Origin of the sequence: Paenibacillus sp. FSL A5-0031 (genome assembly GCF_001956295.1) — a bacterium.
Lineage (GTDB): Bacteria > Bacillota > Bacilli > Paenibacillales > Paenibacillaceae > Pristimantibacillus.
The window spans coordinates 1-20,240 of record NZ_MRTD01000007.1 but is presented as its reverse complement, the minus strand read 5'-3'; the positions used below and the strand labels follow the sequence as shown (position 1 = coordinate 20,240).

The following is a 20,240-nucleotide window of genomic DNA, read 5'->3' as shown; positions in this document are numbered from 1 at the left end:
TCTCCGTCAAACGTATAATAGTCGAGATGCGGCATCTCGTCCTATCCCATTAAATATAGCTCTTTAATGAAGGCGGACGCCTCATCCTGCTGTGCTGCTCATATGCATAGGCGAGTTTAATGAGCATCGGCTCCTCAAAAGCCCTCGCAGCGAATGTCACACCAAATGGCACTCCTTTTGAAGTATAGCCAGCTGGCACGACAATTGATGGATAACCTGCACGCGATGTAATCCTTGCACCAAAGTCAGCAGGAAAAAGCAGCGCGTCAAGCTGATGCTCCTTCATCGTCGCATCTATTCCCTCTTCCTTGCATAAACGGAGATCTGCAAGCCGATCTCGAAGATAAGGAAGCTCAGTCTGCGTACCTGAAGTCGTCGTTTCTGCTAACAGCAGAGTAGACTGTCCATACTTCAAGGTTTCAACCGGATGCTCGTTATTAAAAGCAATAATGTCCTTGAGCGAGCGAATTTTGCCGTTTGGAGGCAGCTTGGACAAATATGCGTTTATCGAGGATTTGAATTCATTCAGCACTACCGATGAATAAACGATTTGCCTAGCAGTTCTTACATCAGCCGGGTCAATGATGACCGCGCCTTGTTTTCTCATCACCTCTACTGCGTCGTTAAATATGGCTAGCTGCTCGTCCGTTAATTCCTCAAAAAAATAATCTCTAGGAATGCCAATTCGTGCACCCTCAAGACCTTTCGGATCAAGGAAAACACGATAATCCTTATGTTTTTTAAAGTACCCCGCACCCATTGCAGCATCCCTGTCATCATGCTCCGTTATAACGTTTAATAAGATCACTGCATCCGTTACAGTTCTTGCCATTGGACCCGCAGTATCCTGTGAGTTTGAGAGTGGTAATATGCCTGATCGGCTCACCAGTCCAACGGTCGGCTTAATGCCCACGGTTGAGCTTAAATTGCCTGGATTTAAGATCGATCCTGAGGTTTCCGTGCCAATCGAAGCCATACAAAAATTACAAGCCACCGCGACGCCTGAACCAGCGCTTGATCCGCCTGTCGGCGTAGATATGTTGTAAGGATTAAGAACTTGGCCGCCCCGTGAGCTATAGCCAGACGGCATTCCATCTGTCATAAAGTTAGCAAACTCCGTCATATTCACTTTCCCTAATATAATGGCCCCCGCTTCGCGCAGCCTTTTTACAATAAAAGCATCTACTCCCGCATAGGAATTGGCAAGCGCAAGCGAGCCAGCGCTCGTATGCATGTTATCCCCTGTATTAATATTATCCTTGAGCATGATGGGGATGCCGTGAAGCGGACCTCTTGGGCCTTGGACAGCTCGTTCGCTGTCTAATGCAGAAGCTATAAATAAAGCATCGGGGTTAAGCTCAAGCACCGAATTTATCGTGAGTCCATCTTTATCATGCGCTGCAATTCGGTCAAAATAAAATAGTACAAGTTCGCGAGATGTGATCTCGCCAGATTCCAAAGCGGCTTGAATGGACGAAATGGTTGCCTCTACGATTTCCATGCCTCTTATACCCCTCATCAACCCGAATATGTACGATATGAGCCTAGTATATACTATTTTTTGGTAATGAACATCATTGATAAAAGCAAGCTAATGAGCTTAGACAAGAAATATTGCAGGCAAGGAATGATTTTCATTAGAAAAGAAACAATAATAACGATTGATTCCATAAAGAAGCTGGCAATACCTTTATATTCTCCACACTCAAACCATTACTTCAACAATCCGCTCCCTTTTAGCAGCTTTCTTCAGTATGATAGAGACATAGAACAAATTCACACATAACCGCCTACTTGGAGGAATGAATGACTATGACGATGCTGATGAGCAGAATTGTACTTGGAATAGGAGGTTTGGCGGTCCTTTTTATCGGTTTACTTACTGTGATTAGTTATTATTTCTATTACGTGGCAATCAAACGAAACTCCAAAGCATTTTTAAGCAATAATCAGGATTTAGCGCAAATTCACGGAGAAAAGGAAACGGATGATCAAGCTGCCATTGCGCTAACAGACGAAACTGGACCAACACCGGTTGAGGCTATAGGGGTAGAATGGATAGAAAAACAAGCATATGAAATTTGGCACCTTACTTCAAGTGACGGTCTCTCCTTGGTCGGCTATTACCTTGAAGCCAAAACTTTGACGTCCAAAACCGTCATTCTTGCACACGGCTATTCCTCGCAAGGGAAAGATATGGGCAGCTTCGCTAAATTTTATTATGACAGGCTTGGGTATAACGTGCTCATGCCTGATGATCGAGGTCATGGCGATAGTGAAGGCGATTACATCGGCTTCGGCTGGCCAGATCGGAAGGATTATCTCCTTTGGATAGACGAGGTCGTACAGAAACTTGGTGAATCGGTGCAAATTGTGCTGCACGGCATTTCGATGGGTGGAGCGACTGTGATGATGGTAAGCGGTGAAAACGTTCCAAAACAAGTCAAGGTCATTGTGGAGGACTGCGGCTATACGTCTGTTACCGATCAGCTCTCTTATCAACTAAAGCGGATGTACAAGCTGCCTGCTTTTCCGATTTTGCCTGCAACTAGCTTATTAACCCGCCTTAAAGCAGGTTATAGCTTCGAGGAGGCATCTGCAATCAAGCAGCTGGATAAAAATAAGCTGCCCATGTTCTTTATTCATGGTTCCGCCGATACTTTTGTACCTACAGAAATGGTGTGGAGGCTTTATGAAGCTTGTAAAGCTGACAAAGATATTTATATCGCCGAGGGTGCTGGTCACGGCATGTCCTATGGTACGGATACAACAGCCTATGAACAAAAAGTGGCGGCATTTCTCAGTCGATATGTTATGAATGGATAGTGTCTAAATGATTCTTTATTTTGCACATAACCTATACCACTCCCTGATATGAATATACAGACAGTATCATTCTGATTCAGAGGAGGGTGTGCATTTGGGACCATTTACAAACGATTTATTGCAAGGAAAGGTCGTTCTCATAACGGGAGGAGCGACCGGACTGGGACGCGCCATGGGTGAGAAATTTGTTGCGTTAGGCGCTAAACTCGCAATCGCCAGCCGCCGTGAGGCAGTATTGAAGCAAGCGGCTGAAGAAATGAGCTTGCCCACCAGCACCGTTTACTACAAAAGCTGTGACGTTCGCGATCCATCACAAGTTCATGAGCTGATTGAAGCCGTCGAGAACCATTTTGGACATATCGATATCCTCGTCAACAACGCTGCAGGAAATTTCATCAGTCCTACCGAGAGGCTCTCTCCAAGAGCAGTAGATACGATCTTACATATTGTTTTACACGGCACCTTTTATACGACTCTGGAGATGGGCAAGCGGTGGATTGAACAAGGAAGAGGCGGTACGATGTTGAACATCGTCACCACCTATGCTTCTACCGGCTCGGGATATGTTGTACCTTCCGCTGCTGCAAAAGCTGGCGTTCTTGCGCTTACAAGATCGCTCGCCGTTGAATGGGCACCTTACGGCATTCGCCAAGTTGCGATTGCACCAGGTCCCTTTCCGACAGAAGGCGCCTGGTCTCGCCTTTCTCCCACTCCTGAGCTTGAGGAGAAGATGATAAGCCGCATCCCCTTAAAACGTGTTGGCGATAAAGAAGAACTAGCTAATTTAGCCGCCTATTTAGTTTCGGATTTCGCACATTATTTGAATGGTGAAGTTGTAACGATTGATGGCGGCGAGTGGCTGCAAGGTGCAGGGCAATTCAACAGCTTAGCAGAGGTGTCCGATAAGCAATGGGATGAGCTGTCTGAAATGACGCGCAAGGGTAAAGGTTGAGTCGCTCAGCCACATCCTATGAATCTTTGAAAAGAAAAGCAGCTCATTTCTCTAAGAGTCATGAGCTGCCATCTTGTTCAAGCATAGCTTCTACAAAACTATAGCTTGATCTGCATCAATTAAACTTCGTTGCCTGGGGCTGTGTCACCTAAAGGATAGCCGCCTGTGCGGTTTCCTCCGGTACGATTTCCACCAGTACGGTTTCCTCCCGTGCGGTTGCCGCCTGTACGGTTTCCTCCGGTACGGTTTCCTCCAGTACGGTTTCCTCCCGTGCGATTACCGCCTGTACGGTTTCCTCCCGTGCGATTACCGCCTGTACGGTTTCCTCCCGTGCGATTTCCACCTGTACGATTGCCTCCCGTGCGATTTCCACCGGTACGGTTACCGCCTGTACGGTTTCCTTCGCTACGATTGCCTGTTGAGCTGTTTTTTGCATTTTTCTTTTCTTTTGGCATATTTGTAATACCTCCTCTAGAAGATACTTACAACATATGAACCAACTCTATCTTTTGTAACCAGACATTTGATTGTTTTATAGATTTGGACTTTTATCTATATTCAAGCTAGCGTTACAAACGTATAAATATTCATTTCCAGCATTCACATTATCGTGCAACCAATGCAAAAGTCGACAATGGTTTTGTATGATCTTGCTTCACCGCTTCTTGAAGTAAACCAATCTCCGAGTTAATGAGCGTTTTTAGCTTGCTTGGTATTTTGGTAAGAGCTTTCAACTCATGTGGATAATCTTCTAATGTCATATTAATTTCCCATTTGCCATCTTGTAACTCCGAGGAATATATCGATATTTCATCAATTATATCCCAGCCAGCGTTCACTATAATACTTCGAATATCACTTTGAGAAAATAGCGTGCGTATATTAGACGAGCTGTTTTCCTTAAAACATTCACATTGTGCTTGGATTAAAGCCGCTAAGAAATGAGGAGTTTGCTCCGGATATTGAACTCTTAAATCCCATTCAGCAAAACAAAGCTGTTTCCCCCATTTCTTCACTTTTTCCATAATGCTCGTTAATTGTTCAAACGATTCTAAATACCATGAGCAATGAGACAATACAATAAAATCGAAGGATTGATCAGGATAATTTATCTTATTGGATAAAATATCAACCTCAAAGCTCATTTCTAGTCGATTTCCTAACTCAGATCTTTTCAAATGCTCATAAGCTTCACCTAATGTGATCGGAGCTCCATAATCAGGGGAAGCAATATCAATCCCTTGAACATAGCCGCTTTCTCCAGTCAAAAAGGCAAGAACTGCTGTTGTATCCCCTTGCCCGCAGCCTATTTCGAGCACTCTACTGCCTTTTGTTATGCCCCAAAATTGTGCTAATTTCAGTCGATGCTCCGTCTGTATTTTTTGTATCGAAGTATCCTCACCAATAACAGCCATACAGTTCACAATGGTTTGAATCGTTTCGTCGTTGTCCATAAATCCCCTTTCCAACCGCTTGAATTCGAATCTCTATTTTTCATTTTACCATGTTATAACGCCTATTTATTTTCTATTCGGTTTCCATCAGGATCAATCACAACTCCGATCCCTTTTTCAAACCATCTTGCAGGAAAACTTTGGTGAATAAACGAATATAGTCAGGCATGCTTAGAAAAATTTCTGGTGACGAAGGAGAAATAAAATGAGCGAGCAAGCTGCAAAGACACTTACAGGTCAAAAAGCAAAATTCGGTCACACCATCCAAGTGCGGCTGGTCTCGGACTTAAAGAAATCCCAGGAATACTACCGTGATGTGCTCGGCTGCCATATCGATAACTGGGGACATGCGGAACGAGACGGAATGACCGTGATTCTACAACAGGCGGTTTCCCCAGAAGATGTACGACCTAATGCACGCTCACAAAAACGTCCAGACTACCCAACGGAATGGAAAGGCCCCGACTATGGATGGGATACATTTATTCATGTGAGCTGGGATGACTTGGACTCACTTATTGAGGAAGTGCGTAGGCTTGGCGGACATATTGCTGTCGAACCGTTTACTGATGCTCACGGCAATCACGAATTTAAAAACGCTTATATCAAAGACCCTGATGGTTATCACATCGTATTGGGCGCTATGCGAGAAAACCACCGTTCGTAGTATAAATACAACACCAGATGAATGCTCGTTTGGCGGGAAGATGATTAAAGAGATTGTCTCGGAAGGCATCACCTTAAGAGACAATCTCTTTTTCATTTTAGACACCTTTGTCATATACTTTTTTCCACGACTTCCCTATTTCAACTCTGTGCTTATAAACAAGAATTGCAAAATTTCCAAGCCATACGAGGAGTATGGCAGCCGAGAACATCCTTATATACAAATAAACGGAAAGAAGCAGCATGCCAACCACAACCTGCAAGCCATCCGCCTCAGTGGATTTAGGCTTGTTTTTATATATCATACGGCTCACACCGGCCATCAGCGCTAGAATTACGGCATAAACCAAAGAAACCTCGAACCCCGTGAGCGCACTCCATATACCAAATGTGACAGCAATGGCTTTGCCGCCCTTCCCTTTCAGGAAAGGAGAAAAGGCATGCCCTGCGACAGGCGCGATGGCAAGCGGAACGATTAGATAACCATGATTATAGCTGCTTCCCATTATAAAAAGCACCGGCAAGTACCCTTTCAAAAAATCCAATAAAATACCGGCCACACCGAATTTATATCCAGATGACTTCCAAAGATTCAAAGCACCAGGGTTGCCGTCGCCAACCGTTTTTATGTTTTTTTTGCGAAGCAGACCAAGCCAGTACGAAAACATAAGAGAACCCGATAGAAATGAACCCGCAATCCATAATATGATCATAGGTCCCTCTTGCCCCCTACCCGGATGTGCCTGCCTTTCCAACTTACATGCCCTAGAATAACCACCTGATACATGGAATAAAGCATAACAATGATAAAAAATAACGAAGCAAAGACATGGAGCAGCGGAATAACGAGCCCAAAAGCGCCTACATACTTCGTAAAGTAAAATAATTGAATCATATAGACGAAATAACCGATTAAGAGAGGCAAAGCCCATGAAGTACTCGCAAATATAAACACCGTTTCCGATAGAAGCAATCCTACCACCCAAATAGCTATCGGAATAATCGTCCACGGACTAAGCGTCGAAGTGCTTAACACCGCCCCTTTGCTAAATCCTTCAATTTCGCTTTGAATGCCTTGCGGATACATGCGGAATGAAACCAAGCCATATCCGATAAAATTAGTGACTGGAACCCCCGCTGCCATAAATTTCGAGCCTAGAAACAAATCGTCCAGCACTTCAGCTTTTACGCTTTCGTGGCCATTGATTTTTTCGTAATCCTCCCTTAATGCGACAATGCAGGAGCCATAGAGCCCTTTCATTGGGTTTTTCTTTTCAAAGACCGATGTAAACGCAAATATCCCAAGCACATTCATAATCAAAGCAAGCTTCTCATATAGCTTCTCGGTGTGATGAAAAGGAACAACAGAAATAACACCCTTCGATCGCTCCCTAGCCTTTATTAATGAAGCCAAGGCGTTAGGTGCCAGTCTTATATCCGCATCTAAAAATACAAACATATCACCAGAAGCATGCAAATATCCATTCCATACCGCCCAGTTCTTACCTGTCCAGCCTTTAGGGAGGCTGCTATTTGAAATAACTTTTACCCCATAGCCTTCAGCTATTTCTTTGGTTCGATCATCGGAATAATCATCTACCACAATAATTTCAAAGGGTTGAACCGTTTGCGACTTAAGGGATTCAAGCAAATGTGGTAAATTACATTCTTCATTTCTAGCTGGAATAATAATGGACAGTTTCCGTACGCTCTGATCTGTCTGATTCGTGACGGTCAGAGTGTTTTTTCTGAACAGAAAAAAACCAGAGAGACATCCGACTAGCATTAGAATGAGCATCCACATTTTCTAATCCCCCCTCATGTATTTATGTATATGAAGGGGCCGTCTGTATTATTTTAGTTTCATTGATTCCTCCATCCATATGGGGAACGGTACTTTTTGCACGATGGCTTGATTGATAAGCTCACTTCGCCATATAATGAGAACAATCTTTCAAGCGAGGTGAATGGAATGTCTTTCCGAATGGTTCGAAGTAATTAGTTTCCGGGCTGGATAAAACGCGTGCCAGCTGCAGAGGGGATCGTCTGTCCTTCTGACCACATGAAACTAAATTTTGAACGGATAACGGCAGCAATCCATTCGTTTTTTATTATCCTCATTGGAAGGTGGAAGAAATATGAATGCAGTAGAATACAAACAATTTTATGATCAAGTCGGGAAAATCAACGGTTGGGATTTCAGCAAAGTGAAATCTGTCTCAGAAGGAGTCGCATGGGATTTTTATGATGAAGTCATCCAGTCGTGCAAGAAGTCTGATCTTTTGCTTGATATCGGCACTGGCGGCGGGGAAGCATTATTATCATTAGCAGATTCAGCTTTGCTTTTAATTGGCATTGATCTTTCCACAGGCATGATTGAGACCGCATTAAATAACTTAAATCAATCAAATAAATCAAATATACGCTTTTTACAAATGGATGCGGAGAAGCTCGATTTTCCTGACCACTTTTTCAATATAGTCTCTTGCAGACATTCCGCATTTTCTGCCAGAGAAATCGCAAAAGTATTGGTGAACGATGGTGTATTTTTCACCCAACAGGTTAGTGAGCACGATAAGCTCAACCTTAAAGAGGCATTCGGAAGAGGACAGTCATTTGGTACAAAAAAAGGTGTCTTGAAAAATCAATATATTGCGGAGTTAGCTGATGCAGGCTTCACAGACATTCAGTCATTTGAATACAACGCAACCGATTATTTTGAGACGGCTGAAGACTTCATTTTTCTATTGAAACACACGCCAATTATTCCGAACTTCGGACAATCCGAGACTGATTTTCAAATCCTTCAACAATTTATTAAAAACAACCAAACCGAAAAAGGAATCAGAACAAATTCAGAACGATTTATGATTACAGCAAGGAAATAAAATAGAAAGGGATACCCGGTTATGGGTATCCCTTTTTTTTGCTCATAATGTTGGATGCTACAATAATGAAGTTATCTTATCAAGCACACCAGTAATATCAAGAAATACGATGATAATGACTAGAGGAATAATAAACCTGATAATAAAAAACCAAATAGTAAAGGCAGTGGCGCCAAAACGAGAATGCTGCAATAGCTCCTCTCGCAGTGTGCTTTTCTTCATTTTAAGCGGTACAAAAATCGAAATCAAAAACACGCCAAGCGGCATCAAAATATTACTAACTAAATAATCTGCTGAATCAAATAGATTTTTCGAAAAGATTAAAATGTCGGCAAAAGCACTATAGGATAACGCAGACGGAATGCCTACCGCAAATATGAATGCACCAAGCATATAGGCATATTTTGTTCTCTTCTCCTCTTTGCCTTTAACCATAGAAGCTACAATGATTTCTAGCATCGAGAAGGCCGACGTTAATGTTGCAAATAAAAATAACGCTAAAAAGCCTAATAAAAAAACTTCCCCAAAAATAATTTGATCAAATACCGCGGGCAAGACAACAAACAACAAGCCAGGTCCTTCCGCTGGTTCTAAACCTAGAGAAAATACAGCCGGAAAGATGGCCAATCCCGCTAATAATGCAATCAACAAATTCATGGTTACGATAGAAATAGCCGGTTGAATCAAACTTTCCTTTTTTGACAAATAAGAGCTGTATGTAACCATGACGGATACTCCGACACTTAAGGAGAAAAAAGCTTGACCCATCGCAAACAATACACTTTGGGATGTGATCCTTGAGAAATCAGGTGCTAGAAAAAACTTCACACCTTCCATCGCGTTATCCAGTGTAAGTGAGCGAATGATGAGTACGATAAAGAGTACAAATAAAGCTGGCATCAAAATTTTGCTCACCTTTTCAATCCCATTTTGAATCCCTTTTGCCACGACAACAACTGTCAAAGCCAAAAACACAAATTGTGCCGCAATAACTAAAATAGGATTAGCAATAGTATCGTTAAAAACCGCTCCATAATTTGCACCTTCACTAATAATTCCGCCAAACATACCTTTTGCAAAATAAATAACAATCCAACCGCCAATAACGCTATAAAAAGATAATAAAAGAAAGCAGGTAAATACCCCGAGCTTTCCGATCCAATGCCAATTGCTATGAGGAGCTAAGCTGCGATAAGCACTAATGGCTTCTTTTTGTGTGCTTCTCCCGATTACAAACTCTGCTAATAACAATGGAAAACCCATAAAAAAAGTGAATAAAATAAATAGAAGAAAAAATGCCCCTCCCCCGCTTATTCCCGTAACATAGGGGAGCTTCCATATTGCGCCTACTCCAATAGCAGAGCCTGCCGCGGATAAAATAAAACCAATCTTCGATGTCCATTGCGCTGATGTTTGCATACAAATCAATCCAGTCTATTTTTATTATGTCTTTTTTAAAAAATGTGAAAGACAAAAAAAGCCACATCTCTATCTTTAACGATAGGGACGAGGCTATTCACACGGTACCACCCTAATTGAAAACAAATTTTGTTTCCTGCTTATCGCTCTTTCGCTATTAATAGTCTACGGAATTATAGTACGGTAACAACGAAAGGTCAACCTTTATTGTCGATATTTTATTACCAAAAAACTTGCTGCCTTATTGCAAACGATCCCACAGCGCTGAGAAAGCTGCCGGCTCTAACTGAAAAAAGACAGGTGCATTTGAATATTTCACATAGTTTCCTTTAAACAACCACATTTGCACTTCCGTCTGATCCTTCAGCTTAAAGAACAAAACCTTCTGATTTTGCGCACCTTCGTTGTATATGCCTTCCTTGTACAGTTTATCCCCATCAATAGGTTTAGCATCATACAATGCTGTCATGAACGAATGAAGCGTTTGATCGATTGGGAATTTATTAAAATGCGGCTTACTATAATTCCAGCTATTATAATCCTGCCATCTTACTGATTCCATATGTTCCTTTACTTTCGTTTTTCCTATTAAATCTTCGCCATTCGCAATCGTAATGCCATTTAGATGTTCGTACAATTCAGCATAAATTTGCCCGTCATGTTCTTGGTAGGACATAATTCTAAAATCACTATCATATCCGTTAACGGAATAAATGTCAGCAACGCCAATCGTTGAAGCTAGTTCAACATAATCTGTTTGCTTGCTCCACTCGTCAATACCAGCTTTTGTACGTCCAAGCTTGTCGCCGCGCAGCTCCTTCGCATTTTCCGCAGAGATGCGAGTGTGCGTTTGTGTATAAATATTGCCTTTATAAACGATTAGACCGATCATATCAGCCATGGCATTTGATTGATCTGGAAGCTTTATTTTCGGAATCGTAATCGCATTCGGGTCGTTTATAGGTTCAACCGGGTCTCTTTGTTCAATGGGCTCCGTTATATCAATAAGTAGTTTATTATCACTCATCCACCTATCCGAAATTATCCATCCAAGGATAACGACCAACAGTAAACTACCCACAATATATTGAAATCGTTTGATTCGAAATGGACTCGCTGGTTTCTGACGAAGCAGCTGTTGAGCGATTCTATTCTGTAAATCTGCCTCCGGCTCTATTTGATCCATAACATGCTTATACGCCTTGTGATCCATATTATCGTTCTCCTTCCAATTCCAGCTTTAACCGCTGCCTTCCCCGTTGCAAACGCATCTTTACTGCAGACTCACTAATTTGCAAAATGTCTGAAATTTGGTTGACTGAGTAATCCTCATAATAATAAAGATGAATCACCGCTTTGAATTTAAACGGCAATACCATGACATGATCCATAACGGTACGGTCCGTTTCCGATTCAAAAAAATCATTCATTTCTTCCATCTTCACTACACGTCTTCGCCATAAGCTGCCTAACATATTTTTACACTGGTTCGTGATGACTCTTATGAGCCATGCCTTTTTATGATTCTGATCATTGAATTCAGGTGATTTATACAACAATTTCGCAAATGTTTCCTGCATGGCTTCTTCTGCGTCCTCTTTGTTTCCGAGGTGAATCATTGCAATTCGGTAAAGCATTTTGCCGTATAAAAGATAGGTTTCCCCAAAATCCACGCCCGGCCGGAGCGAACTGCTTGGCATTGTAATATGACCTCCTTTACCCCTTAACACAATTAAGAACGTAGATTGGTCACATATTGTTTTTACTTTTTTTTGAAAAATCGTTTTTTAGTTTCAAATTGGGTTCTACAGTATGTTAAAAAAAAGAAATGATCGGTCATTTGACCGATCACTCCATTTATTATTGAATGGGCAAACATACCATTACTGTCGTACCTTCGCCTAGCCTACTTTTCATTTCAATCGTTCCATGATGAAGCGTAACAATTTTTTTGGCGATCGCAAGCCCTAAACCATTGCCGCTAATATTGCGGTTGCGCGATTGGTCCGACTTATAAAACCGCTCAAACACATGTTCAAGCTTATCCGCCGCAATGCCAATACCTGAATCGGTTATTGTGAATATTACTTCGGTACCGGATTGAGTTATAGAAATTTCGATAAATCCGCCTTCAGGCGTGAACTTGATGCTGTTGCCGAGTAAATTCATCCATACTTGGTTCAATTGATCCGGATCTGCTGTAATCTTGATCGTGTTCGCCCATTCTAATTCGATGCGAATATCTTTGGCCGACCATTGAGGCTCGCAAGTAACGACGATTTGCCTAATTTGCTCGTCGAGATTATACGTCATCGGCTCGAATGGATGCTGATCGGAATCAAGCGAGGCAAGCCTCAGCAAATTATCGCTAAGCCTCGATAGCCGCCCGCTCTCCATAATAATAATATCCAAATAATAATTACGATTATTTTCTGCTACCAAGCTGTTGTTCTTCATCGCCATTGCAAAACCCGATATAGACGTTAGCGGAGTTTGAATTTCGTGTGATACATTCGATACAAAATCCTGCCGCATCTGCTCCAGCTGTTTCAGTTCACTCGCCATTTCATTAAAGCTATGGCTTAAGACTCCTATTTCATCCGCGCTTTTCAGTTTGATTTCCACATCGAAATCTCCCTTGGCAAGCCTCTTGGTCGCTTGTGTCATCGCTTGAATCGGTTTCACCAAATAACGAGCCGCAATGAGGATGCATAGGCTCCCAATAAATAAGCCAAGAAACAGTATGAGCAGCAGCATTCGATTTATAATATCTTCATTTTGCGCTGAAAACTGCATAAACATGGCCTGTGTCTTCCCATCGATGGGAAAAGGAATACCAACGAATGTTTGACCTTCCTTACCAGGTGAGCGATAATATTGCCCTCGAAGCACTTGCTGAACAGCTTCCGGCGCAATTTTCACATTACTCGTATTGTTTAAAGCATAGATCGTAACATTTCCGGATGCATCATACATGTGGATTGGATAAGCGGACACCTTTACCATTCTTGTTAGGAAAACACTCAGATCATCCGGCCTTGTTTGTTCATAGAGAGTAATTATTTCCTCTCCTGCTGCAAGCATGTCGTTCTGACCGACATGGTTTATTTCTTTCTTGAATATAAAAAAGCCTATAAAAAATGAAGACAACAAGCTGAATATGATGACAGCCAGAAACGTGCAAATGATGCGGACATATAACGTATTGATCATGTAATGACAAGCCGATACCCCAGACTACGGGCGGTTTCAATCTGAAAATGTTGTGCATCGCCAGCAAATCTTTCCCTTAGCCGTTTAATGTGAACATCGACGGTTCGGTCGTCACCTTCATAATTTTTGCCCCAGATCTGAGTGATCAGCTGTTCCCTCGTAAAAATTTGTCCGGGATGGTTCGCCATTTTAAACAGCAGCTCAAATTCCTTCAACGGCAGATTTAGCGTTTCTTCACCTCGAATCACTTGATAGTTGCGGCGATTGAGGGTAACGCCGCCAAGCTGTACCGTTTGTGATGAGACAATCATGTAACGCTTCAGCAGCGCTTTTACTCTCATCACAAGCTCCATCGGATCAAACGGCTTCGTTAAATAATCGTCCGTGCCAAGCTGAAACCCCTTCACTTTCTGCCCCGACTCTCCCTTAGCTGTGACCATCAGAAGAGGGATATTGGAATCGATGCGCCTGATCTCCCTGCACAATTCCCATCCGTCTACGTGAGGCATCATAATATCGAGGATAACCATATCAATTTGATTGTTTTCCCAAATTTCTTGCGCCTCCGCACCGTCTTTTGCCTCTAAAATTTGGAAACCTTCGTTTTTCAAAAATAAAGACATCAATTCGCGAATATGTGCATCGTCATCCGCGATCAGAATTTTGGCCATTAAGATGTACGTCTCCCCTCTTTAACATGCGCCTCCCATATGGGCGGATTGCTGTTTCAACCAAAATGCCATCCAAGCAAGTTCCAATGATAGAAAAACAAACTGAGTGCTACTGCCGCTAGCATAATAAGAGAGTAATGCACGCGTCTTAGGACTGTCCAATAGCTGTTTTTCCAAGCAAGCACACTCATAACGATCATCGCCAAAGTAAATCCAACGAGTAGAATAGGTATAAACAAATAAAGATTCAACGACTGTGTAATGCGGCTAAGTCGAGTGAGCATATCCATATTCATCACGACAACAAGCGTCGCCACAATGGTTGTAAGTGCCCAGACGGCGGTGGCTGCAGACAGTCGAAATGCCCACTTCTGCTCTTTCGGCATCGCGCTGATTTCACGTCTGCGATTTAGGAAGCCCAGTATCACCGTAATAAATAGAAAGACTGAGATGCCAAGCAATGGAAACCAGAACGATGTTTGATCCAGCAGCGACGCGCGTTCAAGCGGCATTGTAGGTAAGAAATCAAGAAGCAAATGAGTGACTTTTCCTGATTCGTCGGTGCGGAATCCAATCCGTCCCTCTCCGCCTACTTGTTGAAATACATCAGGTCCAATAGGTTCAAATACTTGTTGTTCAGCACCACTCCCAATGAGTAAACGATTACCGGAAGCTGATACACCGATCTTGGACATAAAACTATAAAACTTATCAATATCGGTATGATTGCGACGAGTAAATTGATAGGAACCCGCATATTTCTGTACAGCATCATTAAGTTCAGCGGATACTGGTGGCAGGCTGACTTCCTCGGCTGGGAAATAGCGGTCTAAAAAGGCTTTTGCGAGCCCATCCGCTGCTAATGAGCCGTCCCCTCCATTGTAGGAAACAAAAATGCCAATCTGCTTATCTGGAACGAGATATAGCTCTGTATTAAACTGCAAATCTGCTCCGCCATGGGATATAACTTTCCGGCCGTTCATGTTCAGTTCATAGAAACCAAGATCGATTGCCGGTAAATCCTTATGGAACTGGAAAGCCGGTGCATGCATCAATAAGGCTGTTTCTGGCTTCAAAATTTGCTTTTCTCCATAACGTCCATTCTGAAGATGAGCAATCATGAAATGAGCCATATCCATCGCGGATACTGCAGCTGATCCCGCAGGCCGAAATCCACCCTCAAACGTTGGCGGCTGAGCTGCATATGCACCGTTTTCCTTAGCATATCCCGGTACAGAAAAAGCTTCTAATGCAGCAGGAATAGGCTCTTGAATAGTAGCGTATTTCATATCGAGCGGATCAAAAATATATTTCTGAATATAATCATTGTACGCTGTCCCGCTAACTTCCTCGACGATTAATCCTGCTAGCGCGGCGCCATAGTTGGAATAAGACGACATCTCGCCCGGAGGTCTTACTCGTGCCGGCATATGCTTGGCAAGCGTTTCCGAAATCGATACCGGCAGCTTTTTAGGATCTGTAGTAATTTGATAGCCGACTCCGCCTTCTTCAAAGCCAGCGGTATGGGTCATTAGATGACGCATCGTAATCGGCTCTGAATAGGTTTTCGGTATTTTCACCGTTTTCAAATAGTTATTGATGTCTGTGTCCAGATCGATCTTGCCTTGCTCAACAAGCTGCATCACAGCGGTCCAAGTAAACAGCTTCGTTGTTGAAGCGATTCGAAATAGATCTGTCTCTGGGTTCGCCAGCTGGTTCTTCTCGAGGTTAGAGTAACCATACCCCTTAGCGAGCAGGATTTCCCCATCCTTGACGATTGAAATAACCGCACCTGGAAACTTGAAATTGTCCATATGCACTTTCATAATACCATCAATGAACGCCGTTAGCCCAGCGGCATCGTTTAGAGAATTGGCTTCTCCCTCAGACTTTACGGGTATGGATTGCGCTGCTGATACCGACGCCTGAGCTCCGAATAAACTCGAACCTGCAACAGCTACAAGTAAAGTGACTAACATCATTTTGTAACCTATTTTCTTCATAATCGATAACATGATAAGCCTCCAACATTCTGCGTATTTTTTTTGACAACCTACTCTCGACTTGCTTGTGAGAGCATAACATAAGCTTGTGAACGCAGAGTGAACCTCGCTAGTTTTCACAAAAAAAGAGCCGCCCGCATGCTGCTTGGGTGACTCTTAATCGTAATAAACCATCTATTTATTCGGGAAACTGCTCGTAATCAAACTTTCCATCCGAAGCAAAAACATATTCGCAGCTATTTTGCCCCCAAGCGGCTGTGATGCTATAAACTCGGCCAGTTGTCGGAATGTCGCTCACAGCTGTTGGTGGATTAATGAATTCATACTTGCCATTAACATGGTTTACGGCAACTTCTTCAATCGGCAATAACGATTGCTCAAAGCTTTCAGTCAAAAAAGCCATTTTCACTGTAACTTTATCTGGTGTATTTTCTCCAAAATCGACTTTCAATTTCTCGCCTGGCTTTAAACGACGCAGACCTGTTAGAAGGGTAGGCTCACTATGCCAAGCTGCTTGGTAAAAGGACATTCGATCATATTTAACCCCATTCCAACTTGATTTTAGAATTGTATAATTTTCGATGGGATCAGCATTTCTCTCATGTGAGATGATAATTGCGGGTGCTTCAACAGGACTGATGCTGCTGCTTATATTGGAATTGCTAGCTCCCACACTAGCACCAAGTGCAATAGCACTAATAATGACGACTGCAGCTAATACGAATGAGGATAATATTATGAATGTCGATCTTTTGCTAGGTCGCATAATAGCCACCAGCCTTTCTCTTAAAATCGTCTTCTCATCGCTAAAAGTAGCCTGTAATCCTCCAACGGGGTATTGTTCATTTGAGGCTACCGCAATTAAGGTTTCACCGTATTCCTGCTTCTCTGAAGAGGTGAATTTACGAATAACCATTTCATCGCAAGACAGCTCACAAAGACGGTTGATCTCTTTTTCTACAAAATAAACTACGGGGTTAAACCAATGCAGAGAAGTAACGAGCATGGAAAACCATTTTACAACAATATCAAACCGTTTGAGATGTGTGATTTCGTGAATCAAAATATTTTTGAGCTGAACTTCATTGAAGTGGGTATCCGGTAAGATGATTGTCGGCCTTATAATGCCTATAAGCATAGGAGTGGTGATGTAAGAGTTGCGTACAAGCTTCACTTTATACCGTCCATGTAACATCATGCCAAGCATCCTATTTTCCCAATCATATGCAGGCTTGCTAGTTGTCTCCATATGCTTTAAAAATCGAGTGTAGCCTCTTAATTTTATAAAGAGTGATAGTAAGGTCCCAATTAACCAAACGTAAATGGCATATTGCTTAATTATTGTAATCACAAATTTTTCTGAACCAGCAGATCTGATACTTTCTACTACTTGAGCATTATTTGCTTGAGGTGGGGTGATTGCATGAGTCTGGTCTGCATGAGTCTGGTCTATCACCATTTCAGATTTGGCTGCCTCTTCACCTTGTGAGCTGAGGCTTGTTAGAAATGGATTTTTGTTAAAAACATCATTCATAATACTCCCATCAAACGAAAACGGAATCGTCAATCTTAGGAGAACCACGATCCAGATGTAATACTGAAGCGACTTCGAGAGTTTATGCTTGATTATTGGCTTCATTAGAAACAATAAAAAGAAGAGGATGCTTCCTGATATCGAAAGCGACAATATAAGCTTCATGATGTCATTCAATTCAGTCACCTACCTTAAATAAGGTACGCAGCTCCTTAATGTCAGCATCATTTAGCTTATTGCCTCCTAATAGCGTTGCCACTAGACTTTTTGCACTTCCGGAATATAAACGATCAATTAATGTTTGTGTCGCATGCTCGTTATATTCTTGCTCGCTCACTTGTGGCTTGTAATAGAACACTTCCTTCTTGGTTGCAATGACTACACCCTTCTCACACAATCTCCGAAGCAAGGTTTTTATTGTAGAGCTTTCCCAGCTGCTTGATTTTTCAAGACATTTCCTAATTTCAGATATAGGCAGCTCGGTCCCTGCTTCCCATAATACACGCATAACCTCAAGCTCTGAATCCGTTATCTTTGAAACTAAGCCGCTCATCATCCCACTCCTCAAGGTTACGTATGTAGACTCTGATTTGAGTTTACAACAGTAACCTCCCACTGTCAAATCATTCCTGCGTATTATTGCCACCACTCATGTTGTTCAATTTTTCAAAACTTCAAGACTTCAAGACTTCAAGACTTCAAGACTTCTAGACTTCAAAACTTCAATTCTTAAGTCTACTACCCTACACCCCCAAAAATTATACTTCGTTTTCTCCAAGTCTTTCAGATTAACGACGAACCTTGAGGGGTAATAGTAAGTGTTAACGAACGAATTTGATAGAAATGTCCATAGAGAGGATACTATTTATGAAAAAAGCGATGATCATTATTAATCCCACTTCTGGTAAAGAAGAGGCACTAAACTATGTCAGAAACGTGGAAGACCTTTTGGCTGATCAAAGATACGACGTTACGATCAAGGAGACGGCAAAAGAACAGGACGCAACCCTGTTTTGTATATCTGCGTGTGAGGACAGTTATGATTTGGTCGTTTCAATCGGAGGGGATGGCACGCTTCACGAAACGATTAATGGACTTATCAATCAAGAACATCTTCCAAAGCTTGGAGTAGTCCCACTTGGAACTGTTAATGATTTTGCTCGCGCATTACAAATACCGCTTCTTCCTGACAAAGCTATTCATACCCTCTCTTCTTCCCGAATAAAAATAGTAGATTTGGGCCAATTAAATGACCAATTGTTCGTCAACACCGTTGCTGTAGGCTCATTTGCTGAATCACTCTCTTCCGTTACGTCAGACGATAAATCTCGGCTCGGCGCTTTAGCCTACGTAAAAGAAGGGATCAAAGAGCTTATGAACCAGCCGACTCATCCTCTTCACATTCAATATGATGGAGAAACATGGGAAGGAGAATCTCCACTCTTTCTCGCTGCGTTAACCAATTCAGTAGGCGGATTTGAGAGGTTGGCACCCGACGCGGCTGTTGACGATGGTCTGCTTCACTGTTTTATTATCAAGGATTTGACTATATTCAATACGATCACAGCCAGCCTGTCATTGCTGTTCGGCAATTTCAAAAATCATAAAGACGTGGTTTATTTTACAGCCAAAAATGTAAGTATAAGCTCGTCTGAATCAGTCAGAACCAACGTTGATGGTGAAGAAGGTCCCTCCTTGCCCATCCATATAAGCAGTATGCCGCGTCATATTCAGGTGATTGTATCGGAAGAGGCTACAGTGTAGTCCTAGTCCGTAGTTATTTGTAGATCAAAATCAATTTAATCGGCTAGTGGAACGGATGGAATCGATGTAGTCCAATAGGAACGCTGAAATTGGTGGGGTCAGTAGGGTCGGCGTGATAGGTGTCCTTGTCAATGGAGCATTACAAGCCTTTTCGGATTTTACAACGATAGGTCCATTCGTCGTTGTTACGAGGACAAATACTAGCCTTAGAGCAAGGTTACCTACCAAGATTGGACAGATGAATGTAAGACGTAATGGCTAGCCTCTGCTCATTTTGCTTATTTTACGGACATAGGTTCCACTATTTGTGCATATTAGCTCATTATGCTCGTCGTATGGACATTGATCCCAATCTTTGAACATTTAACCTCATTTTGCTTATCTTACGGACATAGGTTCCGTTATTTGTGAATATTAGCCTCTTTTGCGAGTTTTACGGACATAGGTTCCGCTATTTGCTATAAATCTGTGTAATATTAGAGATTTTATCGTAAATAAGGGATCTCATGTCCGTTACATTCTCAAAACCGCCTTAAATCATTATTTAGCGGAACTAATGTCCGTTAGCACTGCTCAAAACCTTGCAACCTCGAAATTGCCGCTTTTATTCAAGTTCTTCCGATGCAAAATCCCACTCTATCAACACTTCACTGTATGTTACTTGTCTTTCAGACACATATCCACTCTTCGAACTCTTCAGCTCACATTGCTCGTCTTTCGGATATAGTTTTCGCTTTTCGAAGAGCTCAACTCATTTTACTCGTCTTTCGGTAATAGATCCCGCTCTTTGAACACTTCAGCTCATATTGCTCAACTTTCGGATATGGATTCCGCTCTCTTAACACTTCAA

18 protein-coding genes are annotated in these 20,240 nt (G+C 42.3%); 5 read left to right on the top strand and 13 right to left on the bottom strand.

The genetic code is table 11. The features are described 5' to 3' along the window. Positions 1-49: 49 nt before the first annotated feature. Positions 50-1,501: an amidase family protein gene (locus BK120_RS13790; protein ID WP_076268098.1), complete on the bottom strand. Its 1,452-nt coding sequence runs from the start codon at positions 1,499-1,501 to the stop codon at positions 50-52. A 305-nt stretch (positions 1,502-1,806) separates the two neighbouring features. Here BK120_RS13790 and BK120_RS13785 point away from each other — a divergent pair, with 305 nt between their 5' ends. Both BK120_RS13785 and BK120_RS13780 read left to right on the top strand, forming a co-directional pair. Next, on the top strand, positions 1,807-2,826 hold the full coding sequence (locus BK120_RS13785) for an alpha/beta hydrolase (protein WP_256710889.1): 1,020 nt from the start codon (positions 1,807-1,809) through the stop codon (positions 2,824-2,826). A 94-nt stretch (positions 2,827-2,920) separates the two neighbouring features. Continuing rightward, on the top strand, positions 2,921-3,778 hold the full coding sequence (locus tag BK120_RS13780; protein ID WP_076268097.1) for an SDR family oxidoreductase: 858 nt from the start codon (positions 2,921-2,923) through the stop codon (positions 3,776-3,778). Positions 3,779-3,926: 148 nt separating this feature from the next. On the opposite strand, the gene BK120_RS13775 is transcribed toward BK120_RS13780, so the two are convergent. Together BK120_RS13775 and BK120_RS13770 are read right to left on the bottom strand one after the other, a co-directional pair. Next, positions 3,927-4,214, bottom strand: a complete 288-nt coding sequence (locus BK120_RS13775) for a hypothetical protein (protein ID WP_179089801.1) — start codon at positions 4,212-4,214, stop codon at positions 3,927-3,929. Between the two features lie 169 nt (positions 4,215-4,383). After that, positions 4,384-5,232: a methyltransferase domain-containing protein gene (locus tag BK120_RS13770; RefSeq protein WP_076268095.1), complete on the bottom strand. Its 849-nt coding sequence runs from the start codon at positions 5,230-5,232 to the stop codon at positions 4,384-4,386. Positions 5,233-5,437: 205 nt separating this feature from the next. Between BK120_RS13770 and BK120_RS13765 the strand changes: the two genes are divergently transcribed. Next, positions 5,438-5,899: a VOC family protein gene (locus tag BK120_RS13765; protein WP_076268094.1), complete on the top strand. Its 462-nt coding sequence runs from the start codon at positions 5,438-5,440 to the stop codon at positions 5,897-5,899. Positions 5,900-5,996: 97 nt separating this feature from the next. On the opposite strand, the gene BK120_RS13760 is transcribed toward BK120_RS13765, so the two are convergent. Beyond that, positions 5,997-6,611, bottom strand: coding sequence for a glycerol-3-phosphate acyltransferase (locus tag BK120_RS13760; RefSeq protein ID WP_076268093.1), 615 nt, complete (start codon positions 6,609-6,611; stop codon positions 5,997-5,999). Continuing rightward, the gene (locus BK120_RS13755; protein WP_076268092.1) at positions 6,608-7,702 is read right to left on the bottom strand and encodes a glycosyltransferase family 2 protein; all 1,095 of its coding nucleotides are present in this window, start codon (positions 7,700-7,702) and stop codon (positions 6,608-6,610) included. Before BK120_RS13755 ends, BK120_RS13760 begins: the two co-directional genes overlap by 4 nt. 334 nt (positions 7,703-8,036) lie before the next feature. On the opposite strand from BK120_RS13755, the gene BK120_RS13750 reads away from it, so the two are divergent. Continuing rightward, the gene (locus tag BK120_RS13750; protein ID WP_076268091.1) at positions 8,037-8,786 is read left to right on the top strand and encodes a class I SAM-dependent methyltransferase; all 750 of its coding nucleotides are present in this window, start codon (positions 8,037-8,039) and stop codon (positions 8,784-8,786) included. A 57-nt stretch (positions 8,787-8,843) separates the two neighbouring features. Here the strand turns inward: BK120_RS13750 and BK120_RS13745 are convergent, their stop codons facing one another. The 8 genes from BK120_RS13745 to BK120_RS13710 all read right to left on the bottom strand — a co-directional run bounded on the left by BK120_RS13745 (position 8,844) and on the right by BK120_RS13710 (position 18,179). Further along, entirely contained in the window at positions 8,844-10,205 is a 1,362-nt protein-coding gene (locus BK120_RS13745; RefSeq protein WP_076268090.1) for a sodium-dependent transporter, read from the bottom strand. Positions 10,206-10,446: 241 nt separating this feature from the next. Continuing rightward, positions 10,447-11,418, bottom strand: coding sequence for a hypothetical protein (locus tag BK120_RS13740; protein WP_076268089.1), 972 nt, complete (start codon positions 11,416-11,418; stop codon positions 10,447-10,449). 1 nt (position 11,419) lies between these two features. Beyond that, a complete protein-coding gene (locus BK120_RS13735) occupies positions 11,420-11,905 on the bottom strand; it encodes an RNA polymerase sigma factor (protein ID WP_076268088.1) in 486 nt (161 codons plus the stop codon). Positions 11,906-12,065: 160 nt separating this feature from the next. After that, positions 12,066-13,418 (bottom strand): sensor histidine kinase, encoded by a 1,353-nt coding sequence (locus BK120_RS13730; RefSeq protein ID WP_076268087.1) that lies wholly within the window; start codon positions 13,416-13,418, stop codon positions 12,066-12,068. Next, on the bottom strand, positions 13,415-14,089 hold the full coding sequence (locus BK120_RS13725) for a response regulator transcription factor (RefSeq protein WP_076268086.1): 675 nt from the start codon (positions 14,087-14,089) through the stop codon (positions 13,415-13,417). Before BK120_RS13725 ends, BK120_RS13730 begins: the two co-directional genes overlap by 4 nt. Positions 14,090-14,145: 56 nt before the next feature. Then, complete coding sequence (locus BK120_RS13720; RefSeq protein ID WP_076268085.1) at positions 14,146-16,104, bottom strand: serine hydrolase domain-containing protein; 1,959 nt, start codon at positions 16,102-16,104, stop codon at positions 14,146-14,148. 166 nt (positions 16,105-16,270) lie between these two features. After that, positions 16,271-17,791 (bottom strand): M56 family metallopeptidase, encoded by a 1,521-nt coding sequence (locus BK120_RS13715; RefSeq protein WP_256710901.1) that lies wholly within the window; start codon positions 17,789-17,791, stop codon positions 16,271-16,273. 13 nt (positions 17,792-17,804) lie between these two features. Continuing rightward, complete coding sequence (locus BK120_RS13710; RefSeq protein WP_076268083.1) at positions 17,805-18,179, bottom strand: BlaI/MecI/CopY family transcriptional regulator; 375 nt, start codon at positions 18,177-18,179, stop codon at positions 17,805-17,807. Positions 18,180-18,493: 314 nt separating this feature from the next. Between BK120_RS13710 and BK120_RS13705 the strand changes: the two genes are divergently transcribed. Continuing rightward, positions 18,494-19,390, top strand: a complete 897-nt coding sequence (locus BK120_RS13705) for a diacylglycerol/lipid kinase family protein (RefSeq protein ID WP_076268082.1) — start codon at positions 18,494-18,496, stop codon at positions 19,388-19,390. Positions 19,391-20,240: the final 850 nt, after the last annotated feature.